This window comes from Pseudomonas sp. NPDC090755, from assembly GCF_044769005.1.
Lineage (GTDB): Bacteria > Pseudomonadota > Gammaproteobacteria > Pseudomonadales > Pseudomonadaceae > Aquipseudomonas.
The window spans coordinates 661,018-684,932 of the sequence record NZ_JBIVXC010000001.1 but is presented as its reverse complement, the minus strand read 5'-3'; the positions used below and the strand labels follow the sequence as shown (position 1 = coordinate 684,932).

At 60.1% G+C, this 23,915-nt stretch carries 14 protein-coding genes and 2 tRNA genes; 5 read left to right on the top strand and 11 right to left on the bottom strand.

Annotation, left to right across the window (positions count from 1 at the left end; genetic code table 11):
* Positions 1-149 precede the first annotated feature (149 nt).
* Positions 150-596 (bottom strand): azurin, encoded by a 447-nt coding sequence (gene azu / locus ACIQUS_RS03125; protein WP_403042710.1) that lies wholly within the window; start codon positions 594-596, stop codon positions 150-152.
* A gap of 350 nt (positions 597-946) precedes the next feature.
* On the opposite strand from azu, the gene ACIQUS_RS03120 reads away from it, so the two are divergent.
* Positions 947-1,534, top strand: a complete 588-nt coding sequence (locus ACIQUS_RS03120) for a TIGR00730 family Rossman fold protein (RefSeq protein ID WP_403042707.1) — start codon at positions 947-949, stop codon at positions 1,532-1,534.
* Between the two features lie 47 nt (positions 1,535-1,581).
* Here the strand turns inward: ACIQUS_RS03120 and ACIQUS_RS03115 are convergent, their stop codons facing one another.
* Positions 1,582-3,885, bottom strand: coding sequence for a YgiQ family radical SAM protein (locus ACIQUS_RS03115; protein ID WP_403042705.1), 2,304 nt, complete (start codon positions 3,883-3,885; stop codon positions 1,582-1,584).
* 779 nt (positions 3,886-4,664) lie between these two features.
* On the opposite strand from ACIQUS_RS03115, the gene ACIQUS_RS03110 reads away from it, so the two are divergent.
* Both ACIQUS_RS03110 and ACIQUS_RS03105 read left to right on the top strand, forming a co-directional pair.
* Complete coding sequence (locus ACIQUS_RS03110) at positions 4,665-9,101, top strand: hypothetical protein (protein WP_403042703.1); 4,437 nt, start codon at positions 4,665-4,667, stop codon at positions 9,099-9,101.
* A 126-nt stretch (positions 9,102-9,227) separates the two neighbouring features.
* Positions 9,228-13,718 carry a dermonecrotic toxin domain-containing protein gene (locus ACIQUS_RS03105; RefSeq protein ID WP_403042700.1) on the top strand — a complete coding sequence of 1,497 codons (4,491 nt, stop codon included), beginning with the start codon at positions 9,228-9,230 and terminating at the stop codon, positions 13,716-13,718.
* Positions 13,719-13,749: 31 nt separating this feature from the next.
* On the opposite strand, the gene dnaB is transcribed toward ACIQUS_RS03105, so the two are convergent.
* The 7 genes from dnaB to rnr form a co-directional block, all read right to left on the bottom strand.
* The gene (dnaB, locus tag ACIQUS_RS03100; RefSeq protein WP_403042698.1) at positions 13,750-15,147 is read right to left on the bottom strand and encodes a replicative DNA helicase; all 1,398 of its coding nucleotides are present in this window, start codon (positions 15,145-15,147) and stop codon (positions 13,750-13,752) included.
* A gap of 110 nt (positions 15,148-15,257) precedes the next feature.
* Entirely contained in the window at positions 15,258-15,704 is a 447-nt protein-coding gene (rplI, locus tag ACIQUS_RS03095; RefSeq protein ID WP_010221607.1) for a 50S ribosomal protein L9, read from the bottom strand.
* A gap of 21 nt (positions 15,705-15,725) precedes the next feature.
* Positions 15,726-16,625 (bottom strand): hypothetical protein, encoded by a 900-nt coding sequence (locus tag ACIQUS_RS03090; RefSeq protein WP_403042695.1) that lies wholly within the window; start codon positions 16,623-16,625, stop codon positions 15,726-15,728.
* A gap of 36 nt (positions 16,626-16,661) precedes the next feature.
* Positions 16,662-16,892: a 30S ribosomal protein S18 gene (gene rpsR, locus ACIQUS_RS03085; protein WP_003249563.1), complete on the bottom strand. Its 231-nt coding sequence runs from the start codon at positions 16,890-16,892 to the stop codon at positions 16,662-16,664.
* Positions 16,893-16,920: 28 nt separating this feature from the next.
* The gene (gene rpsF, locus ACIQUS_RS03080; protein WP_285863364.1) at positions 16,921-17,346 is read right to left on the bottom strand and encodes a 30S ribosomal protein S6; all 426 of its coding nucleotides are present in this window, start codon (positions 17,344-17,346) and stop codon (positions 16,921-16,923) included.
* 283 nt (positions 17,347-17,629) lie between these two features.
* Complete coding sequence (gene rlmB / locus ACIQUS_RS03075; protein ID WP_403042692.1) at positions 17,630-18,382, bottom strand: 23S rRNA (guanosine(2251)-2'-O)-methyltransferase RlmB; 753 nt, start codon at positions 18,380-18,382, stop codon at positions 17,630-17,632.
* Positions 18,379-20,970, bottom strand: coding sequence for a ribonuclease R (rnr, locus tag ACIQUS_RS03070; protein WP_403042690.1), 2,592 nt, complete (start codon positions 20,968-20,970; stop codon positions 18,379-18,381). Before rnr ends, rlmB begins: the two co-directional genes overlap by 4 nt.
* 269 nt (positions 20,971-21,239) lie before the next feature.
* Here rnr and ACIQUS_RS03065 point away from each other — a divergent pair.
* Positions 21,240-21,326: transfer RNA gene (locus ACIQUS_RS03065), tRNA-Leu, on the top strand.
* 75 nt (positions 21,327-21,401) lie between these two features.
* Positions 21,402-21,488: transfer RNA gene (locus ACIQUS_RS03060), tRNA-Leu, on the top strand.
* A 212-nt stretch (positions 21,489-21,700) separates the two neighbouring features.
* Here the strand turns inward: ACIQUS_RS03060 and ACIQUS_RS03055 are convergent.
* A complete protein-coding gene (locus tag ACIQUS_RS03055; protein WP_403042687.1) occupies positions 21,701-22,600 on the bottom strand; it encodes a DMT family transporter in 900 nt (299 codons plus the stop codon).
* Entirely contained in the window at positions 22,590-23,564 is a 975-nt protein-coding gene (gene gntB, locus ACIQUS_RS03050) for a guanitoxin biosynthesis L-arginine gamma (S) hydroxylase (RefSeq protein ID WP_403042684.1), read from the bottom strand. The genes ACIQUS_RS03055 and gntB overlap by 11 nt, the downstream gene beginning before the upstream one ends.
* Positions 23,565-23,915: the final 351 nt, after the last annotated feature.

Genomic DNA, 23,915 nt, shown 5'->3' with positions numbered 1-23,915 from the left:
CCCCACCCCCCCCCCCACGGCCCCACGACTGAACACACCCCGTAGACCACCTACCGCCCAAAGACCCGCCACCCCCACCCCCCCTCCCACAGGGTTCTTGTGGGAGCCGGCATCGCCGGCGATGGGCTGCATGGCAGCCCCCGAAGCGTTTACTTCAAGGTAACAGTGCCTTTCATCATCGAGATGTGGCCCGGGAACGAGCAGAAGAAGCCGTACTTCTCACCGGCAGCCAGCTTGGCCACGTCGAAGGTGACCGAGTCTTTCTCGCCTGCGCCAATCACTTTGGTGTGAGCGATCACACGTGCGTCGCCTTCCTTCAGGTAATCCTTGTCGATGCCAGCGCTCAGGCCATCAGTGGCGATCGGCTGCATGTCCGCTTCCTTGCTGATCACCAGGTTGTGGCCCATGACGTTCTTCGGCAGGCTGCCGGAGTGAGTCAGCTCGACGGTGAAGGTCTTGCAGCTCTTGTCGATTTCAATGGCCTTGGTGTTGAAGGACATCTGGTCGGTGGAATCGACCGTGACCTTGCACTCGGCAGCGAAAACCTGGGTGCTGGCGAGGGTCAGCAAGGATACTGCGACAACTTTGGCAAACATCGTGAATCTCCTTGGCAGGGGTATTATCAGTTCGCATCTTGCCTGAATCCGCCCGGCGCCTCCCTGATATGCATCAAGGGGGATGGCCCGCGGCCAGACAGTTAAATTGTTCTATGGATTGTATACATACAATCAAAGTGCACATCATGCGCTATTCCGGAACGATGAGACAACCTCTCATTTAGGAGCAACGAACATGTCCCTTGGTAGCCTGCTGAACAGTGTACTGGCCGCCTATGCCTGCGGCAGCACCGGTGCCAACTGCGAATTCTTGCGTCCGGAATGAATCCGGCCTTGGAAGTAGCTGGCCTGCACCTTACCCTGTCCGCGCTTGTAACCGGAGAGAAGCAATGCCAGTACGTTCCGTTTGTGTATTCTGTGGCGCCAGCACCGGCGTCAACCCGGCCTACCGCGAAGCGGCCATCGCCCTCGGCCAGGCCCTCGCCCACCGTGGCCTGACCCTGGTTTATGGCGGCGGCGCGGTCGGCCTGATGGGCATCGTCGCCGATGCGGCCATGGCCGCAGGGGGTGAAGTGATCGGCATTATTCCCCAGGCGCTGATGGACGCCGAGGTTGGCCACACAGGCCTGAGCCGCCTGGAGGTGGTCGACGGCATGCACGCCCGCAAGGCGCGCATGGCTGAACTGAGCGATGCGTTCGTCGCCCTGCCTGGCGGCCTGGGCACCCTGGAAGAGTTGTTTGAAGTCTGGACCTGGGGCCAACTGGGCTACCACGCCAAGCCACTGGGCCTGCTCGACGTCAACGGCTTCTACAGCAAGCTGGGCAGCTTTCTTGACCATGTGGTGGAAGAAGGCTTCGTGCGCCCGCAGCACCGCGCCATGCTGAAGCTGGCCGATGCACCTGATGCGCTGCTCGATGCCATGGACAGCTTCCAGGCACCGGTATTGCCCAAGTGGGTCGATAAAAAACCCGACTGAAGCGCCCGCACAATGCAAAACGCCAGCCCGAAGGCTGGCGTTTTTATTTAGCGCGGCAGCACCGGCTGGCGTGCTGGCTTCTTCTTGCCCTTGCCGCCCTTGGCTGCATCCTTGCGCGCCTTGGCCACTTCCTGGTTGCGGGCAAAGGCAGCCGCCTTGGCCTGTTCGCGCTTGTCCCACGGCTTGGCGCCGTCGCTGGCACGTGGTGGCAAACCGGTGTGCTGGGTGAGGATCTTCTGATCCTTGCCCACCTTGTGGCTGCCGGACGGCGTCGAGTTCTTGCGCCGGGCGCTCTGGTAGCTGTCGGTCGCCGGCTGGTGCAGCGGGATCAGCTGGTGCTTGCCCGGACCGATCAGGTCGGCACGGCCCATGCGCTCCAGGGCTTCACGCAGCATCGGCCAGCCCTTCGGATCGTGGTAGCGCAGGAAGGCCTTGTGCAGGCGACGCTGCTGCTCGCTCTTGACGATGGTCACCCCTTCGCTCTTGTAGGTGACCTTGCGCAGCGGGTTCTTGCCCGAATGGTACATGGCCGTGGCCGAAGCCATTGGCGACGGATAGAACGCCTGCACCTGGTCGGCGCGGAAGCCATTGGCCTTGAGCCACAGCGCCAGGTTCATCATGTCTTCGTCGGTGGTGCCCGGGTGGGCGGCGATGAAGTACGGGATCAGGTACTGCTCCTTGCCCGCCTCTTTCGAGAACTTCTCGAACATGCGCTTGAAGCGGTCGTAGGTGCCGATGCCCGGCTTCATCATCTGGTTGAGCGGACCTTCCTCGGTATGTTCCGGGGCGATCTTCAGGTAACCACCGACGTGGTGGGTCACCAGCTCGCGCACATACTCCGGCGACTCGACCGCCAGGTCGTAGCGCAGGCCCGAGGCGATCAGGATCTTCTTCACGCCCGGCAAGGCACGGGCACTGCGGTACAGCTTGATCAGCGAGGAGTGGTCGGTGTTCAGGTTCGGGCAGATGCCCGGGAACACGCACGACGGCTTGCGGCAGTGGGTCTCGATCTCCGGGCTCTTGCAGGCGATGCGGTACATGTTCGCCGTAGGGCCGCCGAGGTCGGAAATAACGCCGGTAAAACCGGGAACCTTGTCGCGAATTTCCTCGATTTCACGAATGATCGAGTCGTGGGAGCGGTTCTGGATGATGCGTCCCTCATGCTCGGTGATCGAGCAGAAGGTGCAGCCGCCGAAACAGCCGCGCATGATGTTCACCGAGAAACGGATCATGTCGTAGGCCGGGATTTTCTCCTTGCCGTACGCCGGGTGCGGAATGCGCGCATAGGGCATGCCGAACACGTAGTCCATTTCTTCGGTGGTCATCGGAATGGGTGGTGGGTTGAACCAGACATCCACCTCACCGTGCTTCTGCACCAGGGCACGGGCGTTACCCGGGTTGGTCTCCAGGTGCAGCACGCGGTTGGCGTGGGCATAGAGCACCGGGTCGTTACGGACCTTCTCGAACGAGGGCAGGCGGATGACCGTCTTGTCCCGGGTCATGCGCGGGCTGTCGAGGATCTGCACCACCTTGGCTTCGTTCGGGTCTTCGACCTCGCCCTTCTCCTGCTCGATGGCGCAGGCCTGGGTGTCCTGGGTGTTGACGTAGGGGTTGATGATCTTGTCGACCTTGCCCGGCCGGTCGATACGGGTGGAATCGACTTCATACCAGCCCTGCGGGGTGTCGCGGCGGATAAAGGCCGAGCCGCGGATATCGGTGATGTCTTCGATCTTCTCGCCGGCGGCCAGGCGCTGGGCGACATCGACGATGGCCCGCTCGGCGTTGCCGTACAGCAGGATATCGGCGCAGGCGTCGATCAGGATCGAATGACGGACCTTGTCCTGCCAGTAGTCATAGTGGGCGATGCGGCGCAGCGACGCCTCGATGCCGCCAAGGACGATCGGTACGTGCTTGTAGGCTTCCTTGCAGCGCTGGCTGTAGACCAGGCTGGCGCGGTCCGGACGCTTGCCGGCCAGGCCGCCCGGCGTGTAGGCGTCGTCCGAGCGGATTTTCTTGTCGGCGGTGTAGCGGTTGATCATCGAGTCCATGTTGCCGGCCGCGACGCCGAAGAACAGGTTCGGCTCGCCGAGCTTCATGAAGTCGTCCTTGGACTGCCAGTTGGGCTGGGCAATGATGCCCACCCGGAAGCCCTGGGCTTCCAGCAGCCGGCCGATGATCGCCATGCCGAACGACGGATGGTCGACGTAGGCATCACCGGTCACGATGATGATGTCGCAGGAGTCCCAGCCGAGCTGATCCATCTCCTCCCTGCTCATCGGCAGGAACGGTGCTGGCCCGAAGCATTCGGCCCAGTACTTGGGATAGTCGAAAAGTGGTTTGGCTGCTTGCATGTCAGTGACCGGTGGCTAATCGATGAAAAATCGCGGGCGCGGAATATAGCACAAATTTTGACCAAGTCCGACGGTAATGGTCGGATTCCCCAGACATATCTATCACCTGCCTGCATCGCTGCTGCGTTCTGATCGGCTCTCACCTTCAATGAGACACCGACACCATGTCAGATATACACAGCAACGACTCCTCCGCCCGTAGCGAAGACTTCATTCAGTCCGGCGAAGCCAGCCAGGACAGCAAGACGCTGCAATGGATAATCGAGCAAACCCAGAATGCCTTGAAAGCCCTGCCCCCGGCCGACAAGAAACGCTTCGCCCAGCTCTGCGTCGAGTTGCCCACGCAAGAAGCCCAGTTGAGCCGGGGTTTACAGGCATTCACCGAGGCCGTCGAGGCCGATGGCAAGCAGCGCCTGACCGATGCGCTCGCGGCTCATTTGGGCCGTCCGGTGGATATCTTGCAGACTCGTTTGACCACCCGTTACTCGTCACGGCCACGACGCGAGGCCCAAGTAACCGAAACCGAAATCACCGACAACCTGTGGAGCGTTGCCCGCACCAACTTCGGTTTCCATCTAGGGCACCGCTGGCGCCTGGCGGCTGGCCAGAAATTTCACGACGCCAGCCGGATCATCGAACCTGGTGCCCCCGAAGACGGCAGGCCGTTGACCAGCGAAGACCTGGTCGAAGTCGCACGCGCCCTGGACCTGGGCAAGCACTTTCAACATTACTTCGACCAGCACTACAACTCCCGGATCAAACCCCTGCTGACCGCCTGCATGACCGTAAAACTTGAGCTGGCGCTACTCGAAGCGCTGCGCCAGGGTGAAATCAACCTGCAGGAAAAAAACACGCTGCAAGCGACCTTGAACGACCGCAGGCACGACTGGACGGTCTACGCCTTGAGCTTTGCCGACACCCGTGCGGCCATGGGGTTGTTCATCCGTCGGTTCGAGACGCTGCCCTCCACACCGACCTTCAGCTATTTTCCCGGGCGTCCGCAAGGGGAGCTGTTGCGTCACGTCTCACTCGAGGGTGCGCTGATCTCGATTCGCCAGGCCTTGCGCCAAGCCGCGCAAAGCAGCACCACGCCCTGGTTCCTGGATCATTTGAGCATCACCGACCAGCTCAAACTGCACCAGCATCTCACCACCCCGCCCACCAACCCCAGCGAGCTGAACTGGCTGGCCAGCCAGCTGTATGCCTGGTTCGGGGAGGATTCCGCGCCGAGCCAGCGCCTGCAACTGGAACCCGCCGGCCAGGGCGATGCACTGCTGACAGGTCTGTGCAATCGCCAGTCGCTCAAATTCCACGGCGACTTGATCAAGGACTACCGGACCGTCACCGATATCGACCATCAAACCTGGCTTGATGGCCTCAAGTTCATCATCAGTGAGACCGTGGAGTTGCTGACCATCGCGGTACCCGGCGGAGTGCTGGGGGTCAACCGGCTGATGTTGCTGGCGTCCTTCGGCACACTGGGCTACCAGAGCATCAGTGCTGTCCAGGCGCTTCGGCAAGGGGAGCGAACCGAGTTCATCCAGGCGATGGCCGATATTATCGACCTGGCAGTCAGTGCCGCCTTGCAGGGCACAGGCGCGCGCTTGTCGGCACGGCGCAAACGCGACCTGATCCGGGGCTTGCGCAACCCCACGCAGTACACCACCCAAAACCAAGGCACAGCGCTGCGCTGGGCAACGGATGGCGCACCACAAAATACCCCGTCAGTGGCCGACCTCAGCGATACGCAATTGCTGAACAAGATGTTGTCGCCCGAGCTCCCGGCGTTCAGCGATGCTGCTTTGGGCCGCGTGCTGCAACACAGCGCAACCCAACGCGGTACCCTGGAGGCCATCTGGGCAGGTGCCCGTGACACGACCTGGGCCCTGCGCGACATACTCGATGGATTCCAGTTGCGCCAACGCCTCGATGGCTTGGCCATTGCCTTGGCGAGCACGGTCGAGAACCTGCCGAGCATCGCCGATCGGGTGCTTCCTCGCCTGTTGGCACACAGGGCCAAAGCCAGGGTGCGACTTTATGATACCGACAAAAAATCGCTACTCGGCCAGTACGAACCGACAACGCCGCTAGCTGAACGTACTCCCGACCTGGTGCTGATCCGAAACAGCACCAATCGCTATGCCCCTTACTTTCACCCCACCGAAGCGGGAGTGTCCCTGGTGTCGGCCGCGTTGAAGGAACATGAACGTCTGAACCCTGGCAGCACGCTGGGAAAACGCAACGACCATGCGCTTGACAGTCATTTCCAGCACCGCCTGGATCATTTGCGCAGCCAACTGCTCGACGACTTCAAGGATCAGCAAGAGGCGATTTATGCGGTGATCCAGGACGACCGTCCACGCACCGAACTGGACATCGGGCAAACCGGCTACTCCCTGGCCCGTACCGCCCCACCCACCAGTGCAGCCAGGGAGCCCCTGAATGAACTGCTGCAACGTTTCCCCGACCTCTCGGAAACCGCGGCAACGCAGCTCCTCCATGAATTCCCGAGGCAACCGGTCCGTCCTGGCATTAGCCTGCCCGCAGCCCAGTCATCGAGAATCAATGACATCCGCACCCAGAGCCGTATGTACCGTGCCTTCGCCGCCCTGGAAGACCCCTCGGGTCGCGACCTGAACAGAGACGCCGAGTCGCTGTTCGGCCATCTGCTCACCTGTTTTCCCGACTGGCCAGAGACACTCGGGATACGCATTTACGAAGGCGTCAGTATCAATAACGAGCTGGGCAAAGGGGATCATCTGCTAGCCCAGTACGGCGACGACACCGCCCCCCAGTTCATTACCCTGGTCCGGCACAACGGACGTTACACGGGCTACAAACCCTCCGATGGCACGCTGTTCACCGCCTTCCCTGGCCAGAACAACCTGGTTTCGGCATTTTTGCGCACCCTCGACGATGACCAGCGCAAGGCGCTGGAATTCGGACTTCACGACAGCTCGGGCCTGGCCAGGAGCATTGTCGACAGCGCACTTGCACACCCCGACACCTGGGTCGATCTGCTGACCGAAGAGCCGACCTACAGCTTGACCAGCACCCGGCTGGCCGCCTTTGCTACCACCGTGGAGCTCAGCCCCAACAGCCTGGCAGTCGACGGTGTCTACAAGCGTGATGGAAAACGCTACATCCGCCATGCCGGACAGACCTACCAGGTGCTCAAGGACGAGGATGCCTCATCACCAACCCGTGCAGTGTGGCGCATCGTGCGCCCACAAGACCCCGTCGCGCAGGACAGCGCCAATCGCTATGTGGCCACCCGGATCGGACGCAGCGAGCCGGTTACCCGCGACAGCCAGGGAACCTGGCGCGGCATCGCCACGGGAGGCCGCGGGGGCGGCAAACTCGCAGAGGCCAAGGCGGCACATAAGGCCGACTCGCTGCTCAAGAAAATGCAGAAAAATGATAAAGCCCTGGAAGACGGCCTGAAAAAGATCGATGTCTTGGCCGAGCAATTGGATAAGAGCCCAGCTGAGCGCCACGACTTCCGCCGATTACTGCACGATCGCTATACCTCCGAGAGTGACCGGGTAATCGCCTTGTTGCATGAGAATCTGAAAAACTTCAATAAACACGAGAAAGCACTGAGTCAGATCCAGGACAAACGGGTCAAGCTGTTCAGCCGCTGGGCAGACGAACTGATCATCCTGGCTGAACTTCATGCCAAGACCATCGGTGTCCACGGCTTTCTCCTGAATGCTCAGGTCAAGCCGCTCGGCCCCATCGACCCCATCGGGAACTCGGAGAACTTCATTGCCCTCAACCATGCCCACCTCAAGACGCTCCAGAAGCAGTTGCCCCACTGCATAAAGGTCGAGCAAGCCATTGCCGAGTTTTCCAAGGTACTGGCAAAACTTGAACAGTACCAGCACGAGGAAGGGGGGCAAACGGCACTGGCGACTACCCGCGGCCTGTACGCGAAACAACAGCGCCATACCCCCCCATCATCGCATAACATAAGAATTGGTCTGATTTACTTCCACTGCAATTTGCTCAGCGTCGGGGACAATCTGGAGGCGCTTGCACCCTTGGAGTTTCGCCCCGCGTTCGCCGAGATGGCCTCCCAAGCCAGGATACTCGTGACTATGCTGGACGACGTTCGACAAGTACCCACCCGACTTCAATTGAGTGTTCTGGAGAACATTCAGATGCGACTCGCAGCCTGTCGGCAACAGGCCCAGGCGCTAAACGAAAGCCTTACCGCTGTGCTCGACATCGAACATGGACAAACGGTCATCGAGCACCTCGACTACTTTCTGCGAACCGTCGACGAACAAGCACATGCGGGCTTTACCGCCTCGACCGCGAACGACCGCCCCGAGCGGGACGGCGACTTTATCGACTTCGATTTCATTCCACCTCAAGCCCCGAGCACCAGCACGGCCCCATCCCCAAAACGCAAGAAGATCATTCGCGCCCACGGCCGTTTCGGTGACACCTTCATTACGGGGGAAGTGGACGCACAAAACGACAACACGGTGCATGTGATTTCTGAGACGACTCAACAAACTATCGCCACTTACGAAAAAGTGAACAATCGCTGGACCCGTAAAAAAACGGCGCTTAAAGCGCAGGCCGACTACGACAAACTGGAAACTGAAGCCCAGGCGCTTCTAGACCATGTTCAGACCAGGCTGGATCAAGCCAACGCACGCGCCGCGAGCAAGGACCATCCGGCTAATATCAGCGAGTTTCTCGAACGCGAGGCCGATACGCTCAAGGAGAGCGCGCAGTACCTGCAGCACGAGCCCAGTGGCCGTTACAAGGATCTCGTCGCCTTGCTTGAGCAGCAGGCGGGGTCATTGCTGGACCACGGCAAAGCCCTGATGATCAAGGCCTACAAAGACAAACAGCACCTGAGCATTCCCCGCCTGAGTTACTTGATCGAGCAGGGCGAAGTCATGGTCAAGCAAACCCAGACACGGGTAAAACTCAAAGACCACTATCTGGATGCCTACCATATCCATGACCGGCACGGTGCAGGGGAGGCGCTCTGGGCTGCGCATTTCCACTACCCTGCCGCCGACACTGCGGCCCTTGGCTTCGAGGTCAAGGCCGGGCACCTCAAGCGTCTGGACCAGGAGATGTTCGGGCAATCCGCCCAGGCCAGCCAGGAGCATACAGGTGAAGCCATCACGCCGATCTGGCGCGTGGCCATTGACTTGAAAACCGCTGCCAAACTGTTCGCGCTTTCCAGCTGACTTCACCCCCCTCAGGTTTCGGCGGCCAGCGCCACTGGCCGTCGCGACTGAGCTACATATCTATCACACGTACGCACCCACTCTGCGCTTTGATCAGGCGCTCACCCCAACAAGGACGCCTGATCCATGAACTCTCCCGAAAACACCCCCAGCGTCGCCAGCAATGGCCAACAGCGCTGGACCGATCGCCTGACCCTGGAGCTGATCGAAGCGCAGTTCGACAGCACCTTCGAACAACTGGACCAAGCCGAACGCGAGCAGTACCTGGCACTGTCACGTCAGGTTCCGCAACACCGGCTCGCCCTGGCCCAGGCCCTGGCGAGCTGGCGCCAGGACTTCGAGCAGCAGGCAATCAGCGACCTGCGTGCACGCCTTGCGCTGCGCACCGGCCAGGCGATAGACCCGCTCACCACCTATTTGCACACCTACTCCCTGGAAGTCGGGCGCGAATGGCCGCACAGGGAAGTGGAGCACCTGCAGACCCGCACCTTGTGGCAGGCCGCCCTGGACAACGTTGGCTTCAACATCAGTTGGCAGACAGGTTCCGGGGAGGACTTCCTCAACGCAAGCAGCATCAACACCCAGGCTGGCGGAGGTCGGCATAACCTCCTGGCGGTGAGCACCTTCGTCGATATCGTGCGCGACCTCGACCTGGGTGCGCGCCTTCAGCAACAACTGCGCGAGACCCTGCCGAAACAATTGAGCGCAGTTTCCCGCGATTACCACCGCTCGCTGTTGCGGCTTGCGCTGCTGGATGCCTATCGACAAACAGACGACCATCAATTCAATCGTGAACAGCTGCAACAACTGGCCCAGACCCTGGAGCATCCAGGTGCAGTGCAATGGAAGTACTTCAACCTGAAGCTACCCGACGGCCTGGTTGAGCGCGCTCTGCGATTGCTCCCTGATTCAGGTGTTCTCAGCCAACTTCATCGACAGCTTGCCAACTTGCCCTTCGACCGCCTGAATCGAACCTTGCTGGACAATCAACTGCCCCTGCCTTTCTATGTGATAAAGCTCAATGAAGCCATTTTCAGCTACTTCCCCGAACGTCCGGGCGGCGCCTGGCGTCCCCATGTATCGGTGAGCGAAGCCAGAACATCGTTGCTCGAACAATTGCATCGAGCCCAAAGCAGCCAGCAACTCGACTGGCTACAACGTTGGCTGGCAGTGGCCCTGCAACAGAAACTTGGCGTATTTCTACAACCCACCGACGTTGATCGCGAACAATTGAACTGGCTGGCCCGCTGGCTCTACGACAGCTTCGCCAGTGCGTCGTCCACCTCGCAGCTGGGGCTAATTGAAAGCCCGGACAGCCCCTGGCGCCAGCTATCGCTATTGGACATTCTGCAGCGTGAGCAGCAACTGACGATTGCTGCGGACCTATCGCTGATGGCCAGCACCAATAACAGCGTCGACTTCGACACCTTCAGCCGCGGCTTTCTTTACGTCGTCAGTGAAGTGTTGCAACTGCTCACCCTGCCCGCCCCGGGCGGTGTAACAGGCCTGTCCCGGGTGATGCTGGCCGCCACCTTGGGTAGCCTGGGCCTGCAGAGTGTTTCGGCGCTCCAGGCGCTATCGACCGGGCACAGCGAGCAAGCCGTGCAAGCGCTGGCGGATATCGCCGACCTGCTGATCGGAGCAAAGATACAAGGCATTGGCGTACGGCTTTCAGCCCAGCGCAGCCGGCAACTGGTCGCCGCGCTGGGCCGGTCGCCCACCCTGCAGCAGCGTGTGGCAGCACAACTGCAAACCGCGACCTGGAGCGATACCAGGTTGCTGGAACACCTGCTGCCCTGGGACCGCGAGATGTCCACCCGGGAAATCGATCAGATCACCCGTCTGGCGGGTGCATCACGCCAGCAATTGGACAGCGCCTGGCGCGAAGGCAGTGAGCTGCCCTGGCAAGTGCAAACGCTGCTGGCCTGGCAACGTGACCAGGCCGAGCCGCCGCTGACCGGCGAGCTGGCCCGGCGCTTCCCCGGCCTCGCACCTGCGCCGGCGCGCCAGCTTGTCGAGCGCTATCCACAGCTGCGCGACCTGCACGCTGACACGCTGATCGATCCGCAACCTGTTGCAGCGTTGCTCGATCACCAGGCACAAAGCCGTGTCCTGCGCACGCTCTGGCTGCTCGATAGCGATAACGACGCGGCAACCCCGGACACCCAGGCCATCATCTGCCACCTGATCACCTGCCTGGACAGCTGGCCAGAAGGCCTGGGCATCCGCATCGAGGAAAACCTGACGGCCCCAGCCGACGATGGGTTTTACCCGGCCAATGCATCAGCGTACTTTGGCCCCCAAGACAATAGCGCGACACTCGTGCTGACCCGCACCGGCCACACCTACCACGGCCCGAATGGTTCGAAACCCACAACCCTGATTGACTGCCTTCGCGACCAGGTGCCGAAGGTCGCCGGGGACTTCACCAACAATGCACAGCTGAGCGAGCACTTGCTGAACATGGCACTGCGCGAGCGGGATATCCTTGATGACCTGCTGGCCTCGCCGCCCTTGCAAGCAGTTTCAGCCCAACGTCTGTCGTTGCCTGCCCGCCCCGTTCCCGCAGCCCAACAGGTTGTCGATGGGCAGTTGCTTATCGACGGCCAGGCTCATGCCCTCATCCAGGGAGCGGCCTATCCCATCAGCCTCGATCCACACGCCTCAACACCTCAGCAAAGCGTGTGGCACCTGATCGACCGGCGGCATCCGCACAGTCCTGGCGCCGCCATACTCTGCTACCGCGACAAGTGGTATTACGCGCCGCTGCCGGGCGCTGCAGGCATGCCCCGTGGGCGGCTGGACGCCCTTCGCCGCAAGAACCAGGAGGCAGCCAGCGCAGCGGCACAACTCGAACACACCCAGCGACAGGAACAACAGCGTCGTCTGGAAGGCATCAATCATCGCATGAACGCGGCAGCAGAGCAGATGGGCGATGCCCAGAATCGGGTCACCGCTGCCGAGGAAGGTAGTGAGCAACAGCAAGTAGCGGTGGAGCAACTGGTGACCCTCTACTGGAAAATCATCTCGCTGACCTCGGAAAAGATCAGTTTGTTCGAAACCCAAAGGGCCGACCAGGTGCGTGAACAACTGATACAAATGCATCTGTATCGCCTGCAATGCCTGGAAAAAATCATCCTCAGCCGGGACTTGGGCATCAATCAGATCCCGGCAGACGTACTGCTCGATCCTTACCAAGGCGAACAGGCGCGTTACCGATCTGAGCACCTGAGGCTGATCAAACAACTCGAAGACAAGCGCCCCTTCCTCGACAGACATGAACGCTTCATCGAGGAGTTTCACAACAAGCTACCCGGCACTGACAGTGAGACCGCCGTCAGCCAACACCGCGAGCAGTTTCCCAACACCCCGGGCCTGCTGAACAGCGCTGTGGTCATGTTCAAACTGGAGCTGTTGGCGATCGGCGATCCGGTCGACGCCACGGCACCGGTAGTTCTCAACACCGACATCGCTGACTGCCAGACTAACCTTCACGATATTTTCGTGGCCCTGAACGAAGCCGATAGCGTTCCGGCTGCCTACCGCATGGCGTTGCTCGCTGACCTGCACCGTCAACTGGAACGCCAACATGGCACCCTGGCACCTTTACTTGAAGACCTTCCACCGCGAGAAAAAGCGCACTTGAAGGATGCGCTGGAGCTGTTGGACAAGTTCGAGCAACAGCTGCAGGAAGACATCGGCAAGCTGTATCAGTCGTTACCCGCCAATGACCAACTTAGCCTTGATCCACACGCACCGGACTACGACTTTCTGCCCCCCCAGCCAGGCGCAAGGCCGCAGCCCCAGTACAAACGCCTGATCAGGGTCAGGCAATCCGGCACATCCGTGCTCAAGCTCGGCGCGACTCGGGTGGACGACAGCGGTCAGGTGCTGGTCGATATCGCCGCCGCCAACGACAGCGCCCGGATACAGACCTATAGCAAAAGCGGCGGCAGCTGGCAGCGCGTCAGCGTACGACCGCGTCCGGTACAAGCCGACGTCGGTGAGCAGGCACGCAGGCTTCTGGCCGGTGTCGACGAACATCTCGACAAGGCCCGGCGCGACACTGAGCGCAAAGACAACCCGACCAGCATCATCGAACGGCTGGAGCGGCGGGCGGAGGAGCTGGATGAGCTGGTCGGGCACCTCGACCGGCGCAATGCCACCCTGCTCGAACAGGTGCGCGAGGCGGTACAGCGCCTGCGCCAGCAGGGCGAAACCCTGCGCATCGAGCAATACAAGGACAAGGACAATCTGGACATCAATCGCCTGCTATACCTGCTGGAACACCATCAGGTGAAGGTCCACAAGACCCTCTCCCGCGCACCGCGGGGCAAGGGCCAGAACAAACACTTTCTCGACGTGTATAAAATCAGGGATGCCCAGGGCCAACACTCACCCTTGTGGGAAGCGCACTTTCATTACGATACCAAGACGACCCAGGACGACCAATTCAAGACCAGAGGGGGACACTTGAAGACCCTGGCGCAAAGCCACCTAGGGGCGCAGAGCCAGGCACAGGCCGAACGTGAAGGCCTTGCGCACAAACCGATCTGGCGGGCCGCCTTCAGCCCGCAAGCCGCCCGCCTGCTCTTCGCGGCGGTGCAGCCAGACTGACGCTACAACGCCGGTCGTTAATGGCCGGCGTTTACTCGTCGTCGTCGAAGTTGTAGCTGCCCGGGGCGAGGTTCTCGAAGCGCGTGTACTTGCCGATGAAAGCCAGGCGGATAAAGCCGATCGGGCCGTTCCGCTGCTTGCCGATGATGATTTCGGCGATGCCCTTGTGCTCGGTCTCCGGGTGATACACCTCGTCGCGGTAGACGAACATGATCACGTCGGCGTCCTGCTCGATCGCACCCGATTCACGCAAGTCGGAGTTCACCGGACGCTTGTTCGGGCGCTGCTCGAGGGAGCGGTTGAGCTGCGACAGGGCCACCACCGGGCAGTTGAACTCTTTGGCCAGGGCCTTGAGCGAGCGGGAGATCTCGGAGATCTCGTTGGTGCGGTTGTCGCCGCTGGAGCCGGGGATCTGCATCAGCTGCAGGTAGTCGATCATGATCAGGCCGATGTCGCCGTGCTCGCGCACCAGGCGCCGGGTACGCGCACGCATCTCCGACGGGCTGATGCCGGCGGTATCGTCGATGAACAGCTTGCGATCATTGAGCAAGTTGACCGCCGAGGTCAGGCGTGGCCAGTCATCGTCTTCCAGTTGGCCGGAACGCACCTTGGTCTGGTCGATACGGCCAAGCGAGGACAGCATACGCATGATCAACGATTCGCCTGGCATCTCCAGGGAGTACACCAGCACCGCCTTGTCGCTGCGCAGTACGGCGTTTTCCACCAGGTTCATGGCAAAGGTGGTCTTACCCATGGACGGACGGCCGGCGACGATGATCAGGTCGGCCGGTTGCAGGCCGCTGGTCTTCTCGTCGAGGTCGGTGTAGCCAGTGGACAGGCCGGTGATCGCGTCGGCGGTGTTGAACAGGGTGTCGATGCGATCGATGGCCTTGGTCAACAGCTCGTTGACGCCCACCGGGCCGCCGGTCTTGGGCCGGGCCTCGGCGATCTGGAAGATCTGCCGTTCGGCCTCGTCGAGGATCTCTTCGGCGTTGCGGCCCTGGGGGTTGAAGGCGCTGTCGGCGATCTCGTTGCTGATGCTGATCAGCTGGCGCAGGGTCGCCCGCTCGCGGATGATCGCGGCGTACGCCTTGATGTTGGCCACCGACGGGGTGTTCTTGGCCAGTTCGCCCAGGTAGCCCAGACCGCCGACCTGGGAACTGAGACCTTCCTTGTCCAGCTGCTCGTGCAGGGTCACCACGTCGAACGGGGCCATCTGGTCGGCAAGCTTGTGGATGGCGCGGAAGATCAGGCGGTGGTCATGGCGGTAGAAGTCGCCGTCGGAGACTTGATCAAGCACCCGCTCCCAGGCGTTGTTGTCCAGCATCAAGCCACCGAGCACGGCCTGTTCGGCCTCGATGGAATGTGGCGGCACCTTCAGGGCAGCGGTTTGCAGATCATATTGCTCGGGGGCGGTTATCTCGTTCATGGCCACGCAGGAATCAGGGTGATGAAAAAGACAAAGGGCACGACCTGCAAAGCAGGATCGTGCCCGATGTTAACCGGCTGGCACTCAAGGTGCCAACCGATCGGTACAGCTTAGGCTGCGACAACAACCACGCGAACGGTGGCTTCAACGTCGCTGTGCAGGTGCACGGCAACGTCGTATTCGCCGACGTTACGGATGGTGCCGTTCGGCAGACGAACTTCAGCTTTAGCCACTTCAACGCCGGAGGCGGTCAGGGCGTCAGCGATGTCGTGGGTGCCGATCGAACCGAACAGCTTGCCTTCGTCACCGGCGGTGGCAGTGATGGTCACTTCCAGCTCAGCCAGTTGGGCAGCGCGAGTTTCAGCCGAAGCTTTTTTCTCTGCGGCGATTTTTTCCAGCTCAGCGCGACGCTCTTCGAACGCAGCCAGGTTGGCAGCGGTAGCAGCGGTGGCTTTGCCGAATGGCAGCAGGAAGTTACGGCCGTAACCAGCCTTAACATTTACCTTGTCGCCCAGGTTGCCCAGGTTGGCGACTTTTTCCAGCAGGATCAGTTCCATTTGGTAATAACCTCTTAACTTTTAACCTTCACCGTTCGCGGAATCGTTATCGGCACCTTTCGGGGGTGCCTTGCGACCGCGAAAATCAATCAGGCTGTCGACAATGGCCAGAACCACGAGCAACGGATAAGTCAGCTGCATGAACAGCAGCAGTGTCACGTACATCCCGACCAGCCAGAATTTGCCCAGTCGTCCTTGCGCCACCAGCCCATGCATCAGGGCAAGCCCTGCGAACATCAGCGGAACGCTGCACAGCGGCGTCAACATCGCCAGTTCAGGACCGAAATTCGGCCCCACCAGCATGAGCACCACCAGTACCAGCGTCGGCACCAGGGGGAGCCTGACCGCTTGAAACTCGCGACCAAAACCTCCCGGGTTATACAACACTGCCTGCCAGTAACGACCCAACATCAGGGCCAGCACACTGACGGCTTGCAACAAGGCCGCTATCAGGCCGTTGAGCACCGGTGCGATCAGGCCGCCCAGGCGGGCCCGCTCCTCTACCGACAACTGCTGGTAGAGACCGTCGAGCATCTGCGGCAGGGCTTTTTCAAGCGCTCCAGCCAGAGCTTCGATCGGTTCGCGGAACACCGAACCCAGGACCACGCCATACACCAGGCCCATGGCGATGCTGAACAACAGCACCCGGTTCCAGGACTGCCCGGCGCGCAACAGCGCAGCCAGCCCCAGCGTACCCAGCAGCACCAACAAGGTGCGCGGCTCGCCGAAGAACCACCAGGCCAACGCCGGCAACAATGCCCAGGCGAGGACTCCGGAGGCGTCCTTGAAACCACGCCGCAGGAACACCAGGCTCCCGGCGGCGGCACTCAACCAGAACAACAGCGGCAACGCCGCACAACCCACCACCACGAGGGTGGCCTGCACGCGACCGCGCATGATGAAATCAGCCAAGGCGCGCATGCATTCTATCCTTTGCTACTTGTCGAGAACCCGGTCTCAGCGGCCGTGGCTGTCGGTGTAGGGCAGCAGGGCCAGGAAGCGGGCGCGCTTGATAGCGGTAGCCAGCTGACGCTGATAACGAGCTTTGGTACCAGTGATACGGCTCGGAACGATCTTGCCGGTTTCGGATACGTAAGCTTTCAGGGTGTTGAGATCTTTGAAATCGATCTCTTTCACGTCTTCAGCAGTGAAGCGGCAGAATTTACGACGACGGAAGAAACGTGCCATGTAATAGGCTCCTCAAAAGGTCCGTGGATTACTCGTCAGCGTTATCGCTGTTGTCGCTGTCATTGCTGTCGTCGCCTTCGGCGCTGTCAGCATGCTCAGGACGGTCGCGACGCTCACGGCGCTCGCTGCGGTTCTCTTCGGCCTTGAGCATCTCGGACTGACCGGTGACGGCTTCGTCGCGACGGATGACCAGGTTACGGATCACGGCATCGTTGTAGCGGAAGTTGTCTTCCAGCTCGGCCAGGGCCTTGCCGGAGCACTCAACGTTCAGCATCACGTAGTGAGCCTTGTGAACATTGTTGATTGCGTAGGCCAGTTGACGACGGCCCCAGTCTTCCAGACGGTGGATCTTGCCGCCGTCTTCTTCGATCAGCTTGGTGTAACGCTCGACCATGCCGCCGACTTGCTCGCTCTGGTCAGGGTGGACCAGAAAAATGATTTCGTAATGACGCATGAATGCTCCTTACGGGTTGTAGTCTGCCACCAGAGTGGTCAGACAAGGAGTGAATGACACTTATAGGTCTTGCCCTGGGAAAAGGCGCGTGAGCGCCTGCCAACACGGCAAGGGGCGCAATTGTAGAGAAGCGCCAGGGGACAAGCAAGGGAATTGGTGAATAATTGAACAACAGCGCATTGAAGCTATCGCCGGCGCTGCCGGCTCCCACACGGTCAGGCTTGAACAACACCCGTGGGAGCCGGCAACGCCGGCGATGGGCCGCAAAGCGGCCCTACAGACCTCAGCCCTTGGCTTTGGCCTGCCGCTGACGAACGGCCTCGAACAGGCAGATACCGGTCGCCACCGACACGTTCAGGCTGCTCACGCTACCGGCCATCGGCAGCTTGACCAGGAAATCGCAGTGCTCGCGAGTCAGACGACGCATGCCCTTGCCTTCGGCACCCATGATCAGGATGGTCGGCCCGGTCAGGTCCTGCTGGTACAGCTCCTGCTCGGCCTCGCCGGCGGTGCCGACAATCCACAGGCCGCGCTGCTGGAGCTTCTCCAGGGTGCGCGCGAGATTAGTCACGGCTACCAGCGGGATCACTTCGGCAGCGCCGCAGGCCACCTTGCGCACGGCAGGGGTCAGGGTCGCCGACTTGTCCTTGGGTACGACCACCGCCAGGGCACCGGCAGCATCGGCGGTGCGCAGGCAAGCGCCAAGGTTGTGCGGGTCGGTGACGCCGTCGAGCACCAGAATCAGCGGCGTGACTTCGGTGCGATCGAGCAGCTCTTCGAGCATTGCCTCGCCCCAGACCTGGCTCGGACTGACCTCGGCCACCACGCCCTGGTGAACGCCTTCGACCCAGGCATCCAGCTCGCGACGCTCGGCTTGGCCGACGGCCACCCGGTTCTGTGCGGCCAGTTCCAGCAGCGCCTGGAGCCGAGGCTCGCTACGCCCCTCGGACAACCAGATCTGCTTGACCCGCTTGGGGTGATGACGCAACAGCGCTTCCACGGCGTGGACACCGTAGATCTTTTCCAACTGACTCATGACTTGGCCTTGGGTTTACGTGATCCGGAGCCCGCTTTCGGCGGCCCCTTGCGATGCTTGCTCGGTTTTTCCGACGACTTGCCGCCCTTGGAGGACGACTTGCCGCTGGCATGCTTGGCATCGGCCATCAGCGCCTTCTTCATCTCCCGGCTTTTACGCACTTCGGCGTTCTTGGCCGCCGCGTGCGAAGGGAAATAAGCTTCGGCGGTTTCGTTCTTCTTGCTCCGGCGCGCAGGCTCTGCCTTGATCGCCTCAGCCTTGTCGAGGATCGGCACAGCCTTGCCGTCTTGCGGACGCACGCCTTCGGAACGCGGCTTGCGGCCAATCGGCGCCTTCAGGGTGTTCTCGGCCATCTCGAAGTCGATCTTGCGCTGCTCGAGGTCGACGCGCATCACCCGCACTTCAACGGTGTCGCCCAGGCGGAAGCTGCGACCGGTACGTTCACCAGCCAGGCGATGGTGCACCGGGTCGAAGTGGTAGTAGTCGCCCGGCAAGGCACTGACGTGAACCATGCCTTCGACGTAGATGTCGGTCAGCTCAACGAACAGGCCAAAGCCGGTCACCGCGGTGATCACACCCGGGAAGCTCTCGCCCACGCGGTCTTTCATGTACTCGCACTTGAGCCAGTTGACCACGTCGCGGGTGGCCTCGTCGGCACGTCGCTCGCTCATCGAGCACTGCTCGCCGAGCTGCTCCAGGGTCGGCTCGTCGTACGGATAGATGCGCGCCTTGGGAATGCTCATGGCGCCGGCACGCTTGACGTGCGGGGTTTCCTGGCGCGAACGGATCACGCTGCGGATAGCCCGGTGGGTCAGCAGGTCCGGATAGCGACGGATCGGCGAGGTGAAATGGGTGTAGGCCTCGTAGTTCAGGCCGAAGTGGCCATTGTTGTCGGCGCTGTACACCGCCTGGCTCAACGAGCGCAGCATCACGGTCTGGATCAGGTGGAAGTCCGGACGATCGGCGATGTTCGCCAGCAACGCCTGGTAATCCTTGGGCGACGGACCGTCCTTGCCCTTGTGCAGGGACAGACCCAGCTCACCGAGGAAGGCACGCAGCTTTTCCAGACGCTCCGGCGGCGGACCGTCGTGCACCCGGTACAGGGCTGGAATCTCATGCTTCTTGAGGAACTCGGCAGTGGCGACGTTGGCCGCCAGCATGCATTCTTCGATCAGCTTGTGCGCGTCGTTGCGCACGGTCGGCCGGATTTCGGCGATCTTGCGCTCGGCACCGAAGATGATCCGGGTTTCCTGGGTCTCGAAGTCGATCGCGCCACGGGTGTGACGGGCCGCCAGCAGCACCTTGTACAGTGCATAGAGCTGCTTGAGGTGCGGCACCACCTCGCTGTATTCCTCACGCAGGGCCTTGCCTTCGCGGGTACGGGCGTGCTCGAGCATGCTGCTGACCTTGTTGTAGGTCAGGCGTGCATGGGAATGGATCACCGCTTCGTAGAACTGGTAATCGACCATCTGCCCGGACTTGTTGATGGTCATTTCACAGACCATCGCCAAGCGGTCGACGTGCGGGTTCAGCGAACACAGGCCATTGGACAGCTCTTCAGGCAGCATCGGCACCACCCGCTCAGGGAAGTAGACCGAGTTACCGCGCACCTGGGCTTCGGTATCCAGGGCCGAGCCCAGGCGCACGTAGCTGGAGACGTCGGCGATGGCCACATACAGGCGCCAGCCGCCGGAGAACAAGCGTAGCTTGCCCAGGCTCTCGCAGTAGACCGCATCGTCGAAGTCGCGCGCATCTTCACCGTCGATGGTGACGAACGGCAGATGCCGCAGGTCGACACGGTGTTCCTTGTCCTTCTCCTCGACCTCCGGCTTGAGCTTGCGCGCTTCCTTGATCACGGCTTCCGGCCAGACATGGGGAATGTCGTAGCTGCGCAGCGCCACGTCGATTTCCATACCCGGCGCCATGTAGTTGCCGATCACCTCAGTGATGTCGCCTTGGGGCTGGAAGCGCGGGGTCGGCCAGTGGGTGATCTTCACCTCGACGAACTGACCGATCCTGGCACCGCCATTGCGCCCCGGGGTGACCAGCACTTCCTGCTGGACCTTGGGGTTGTCCGGGGTGACGAAGCCGATACCGCCTTCTTCGAAATAACGACCAACGATGCTTTCGTGGGCGCGGGAAATCACTTCGACGATCACGCCTTCGCGACGACCGCGGCGGTCGAGGCCGGAGACCCGGGCCAGGGCACGGTCACCGTCGAACACCAGGCGCATCTGCGCCGGGCTCAGGAACAGGTCATCGCTGCCATCGTCAGGCACCAGAAAACCGAAACCGTCACGGTGGCCGGAAATGCGGCCCAGGATCAGGTCCAGCTTGTCTACCGGGGCATAGGTGCCGCGCCGGGTATAGATCAGCTGACCGTCACGCTCCATGGCACGCAGGCGGCGGCGCAGGGCTTCGATCTGGTCTTCGGTGGTCAGGCCGAATTCTTCTACCAACTGCTCGCGCGCCGCTGGCGAGCCACGCTCGTCAAGGCGCTGCAGGATCAGTTCACGGCTAGGAATAGGGTTTTCGTATTTTTCCGCTTCACGAGCGGCCTCGGGATCGAGGGACTGCCAATCGGCCATTAGGAGGGGTTCACCTTGTCTATATAAGGGTTAGTTTGGCATAGGCGTATTGAAACCGGAAATTTCAGGCTTGGACAGCCCCGCCACAGCCTCCGTGAAGCAGCAATTACGCCCACAGAATCAACAAGTTGAATTTTTTGAAATTTTTTTTGATCCGGGGCTTTACAGCCCTCGAGGTCATCCGTATAGTGCGCACCACAACGACGGACAGCCGGCGTTGAGTTGAGACAAATCACGCTACCAAGCATATGTGACCTCAACGAATGTGTGCCCAGGTGGCGGAATTGGTAGACGCGCTGGTTTCAGGTATCAGTGACTTAACGGTCGTGGAAGTTCGAGTCTTCTCCTGGGCACCAAGTATTCTAGAGCGATAGATAGCAAATTTGTCTGTCACTCAGCAACACGATTCATGCTGTAGATGTAAAAGCTTTGCCCAGGTGGCGGAATTGGTAGACGCGCTGGTTTCAGGTATCAGTGACTTAACGGTCGTGGAAGTTCGAGTCTTCTCCTGGGCACCATTCAAGATTAAACCCGCGAAAGCGGGTTTTTTCGTTTCTGGCGTTTGAGTTTTCCACGCCAGCCAATCCAAGAAGCGACTGATCTCGACCAGGTCCGCCTCGCTCAGCGTGCCAACCGCCGCTTTTTTGAAGTGCTGACCGCTCGATAGCCGGAAAAGACCCGACTATTTCAGACCTTCCTTAAATCACAGGCTCAGAACGCCTCCAGCACTTCACTCGCTCGAGGCGACTGGCGTTTTCCTGCTCAAGCAAATCAGCTCATTGGAAAAGCACAGTCCGACGATGATCAGTGCCGCCCCCGCGTACAGGCTTTCTGGCGGCACTTCATTGAGCACCATGAATGCCAGCAACGCGGCGAACAATGGCTCGGTCAGCTCCAACGCCTGCACCTGAGATGGCTTGAGATACTCGATTGCCTTCGTAGTGCAAAAGAAGCCGAGGATGGTCGGCAGCGCTGCCAGTGCCAATAGCGCAGCAATTGCCATCAGCGACAGCTCACCAATCACGAAACCATCGGCCGCTGCCGGCATCAGCAAATATAGGCTTCCGAAGAACAGTAGCTGGCGGGTGAAGTGTAGCCCCCCGGACACCCCCATCCGCTTCATCGCGACTGAAAATGCCCCGTAGCCGCATCCGGCAATGGAAGCGAGCGTAGCGCCTTGCAGGGTGAACCCCTGCTGCAAATCTGCGCCGAAGATCACCGCAATCCCGGCAATGGCCAGTGCCGCACCCACGGTTGCATTCGCGGTGATGGCATCCTTAAGGAATATTCGCCCAAGCAGGATTGACGAGATGGCAGCACTGGCCATCAGCACCACCACTACACCCGCAGCCGCATAATGCCGATAGGCTGAGGTCTCGAAATGGAACAATACAAAAATGCCGAGGAACGCGCAGATCGCCGCCTGGGTCCATTTGGCCGCCGTCGCTTGACGCTTGAGAAACAGCAACAAGACCGAAAGTAGCAGGCAACCCAGGATAGTCTTGATAACGGCAACACTACTGGCTGTAAATCCATTGCTCATGAGTACCTTACTGAGCACACCGATTGTTGCGTTCAGCGCAGCAGCAGAGAGTGCAAAGAGGATTCCTTTCCTGAAGTTAGCTTGCATTTATAACGCCCCCCCGTCGCTGCTTTGTCGTTCGATAAATCCCAGCCCACATCGACGGTACAAAATTCGAGGATACAAAAATTCCGCCAAATCCCGCATTCGCTGCAACATAGGCTGTATCGTTCAACAGGATCCAGTGGGCTTTCTTGAGGTTCCAATACGGAATGGCAGGAAATAGATGGTGAATCAGGTGAAAGTTCTCTCCATGCATGGCTGTGAAGAAGTGCTCAAGCGGATGACTGAAGCGGTTGCGGGTGGCCTGTAGATCGGTCTTGGCCTTCGCGATCATCGGATAATGCTCTGCAAGCTCGATAAACCAAGTTAAAGCTTGGAAGGTGGTGAGGTACGGCAACAGCCAATAGACGAAGTAACCTTTTACCCCTAACACTAGCGTCAAGCACAACGCGAGCAGGCCCTGACAAACCAGCACTGAAAGTAACTCTCCTTTGTTGGGGCTGAGCATCAATCGGTTAACCAACAGATACCTCAGGCTCTCCGGTGCGGTCAAGAAAAACATCGGCTTTATCAGGTATGCGAGCATGAATCTGAGTGTCGAACGCGCCTCGAATACCCCAGACTGTCGATAGTACCGGTAGTCAGGATCGCGATCTTGGTCACCCAACTTGTGGTGGTGATCCACAGTATGTGAGCGCTTGTAGCTAACCCAACTCTGGAAGATAAGGTAGCCGGAGCACCAAGTGCCGAGAAACTTTCCAAATCGTTTATTCCGACACAGAGCCCCATGTGCCGCCTCATGTAGCAACGTGGCCAACGCCCGCTGCCGTGAACCGATCAGCAGGATGGCCAGAGGCATTAGCCAGGGACTGGCCTCTCCAAGATAAATTGCCAGACTGATCCAGAACAAGTTCTGCAGCAAAGCGAGCGGGCCATGGTAGTTATCATACAGGTACAGTTTCTTGATTTGATCCTTGATTTCTTTTGAAAACGGGTGCCTTAGCAACATAGATACTCCTTTTAATGCATCATTCCATGGAAGTTTTGGCCCTACGAATACCTACCCCACAGACTCCGAGCAGACGCAAAAAAATGATGAGTTATAGCGACTACAACAGTTCCCTCCGAAAATTACCAGCACTAGAACACCTGACCCAAGAGACAGACCATCATTACTTGTAAAGTCGACATGGCGCCATCCAGGCTATTTCTACCTTATCGAAAACAAAGAAAATAGAAACAATATAGAAACACTGCCACAGAGACTCTCAGCGCACTATCCAACAAGATGAAATTTTGACAGGACAACTTCGCCTTGCAATTAAATACCCCTCGCCCCGCTCCATCCCGAGACAACTAC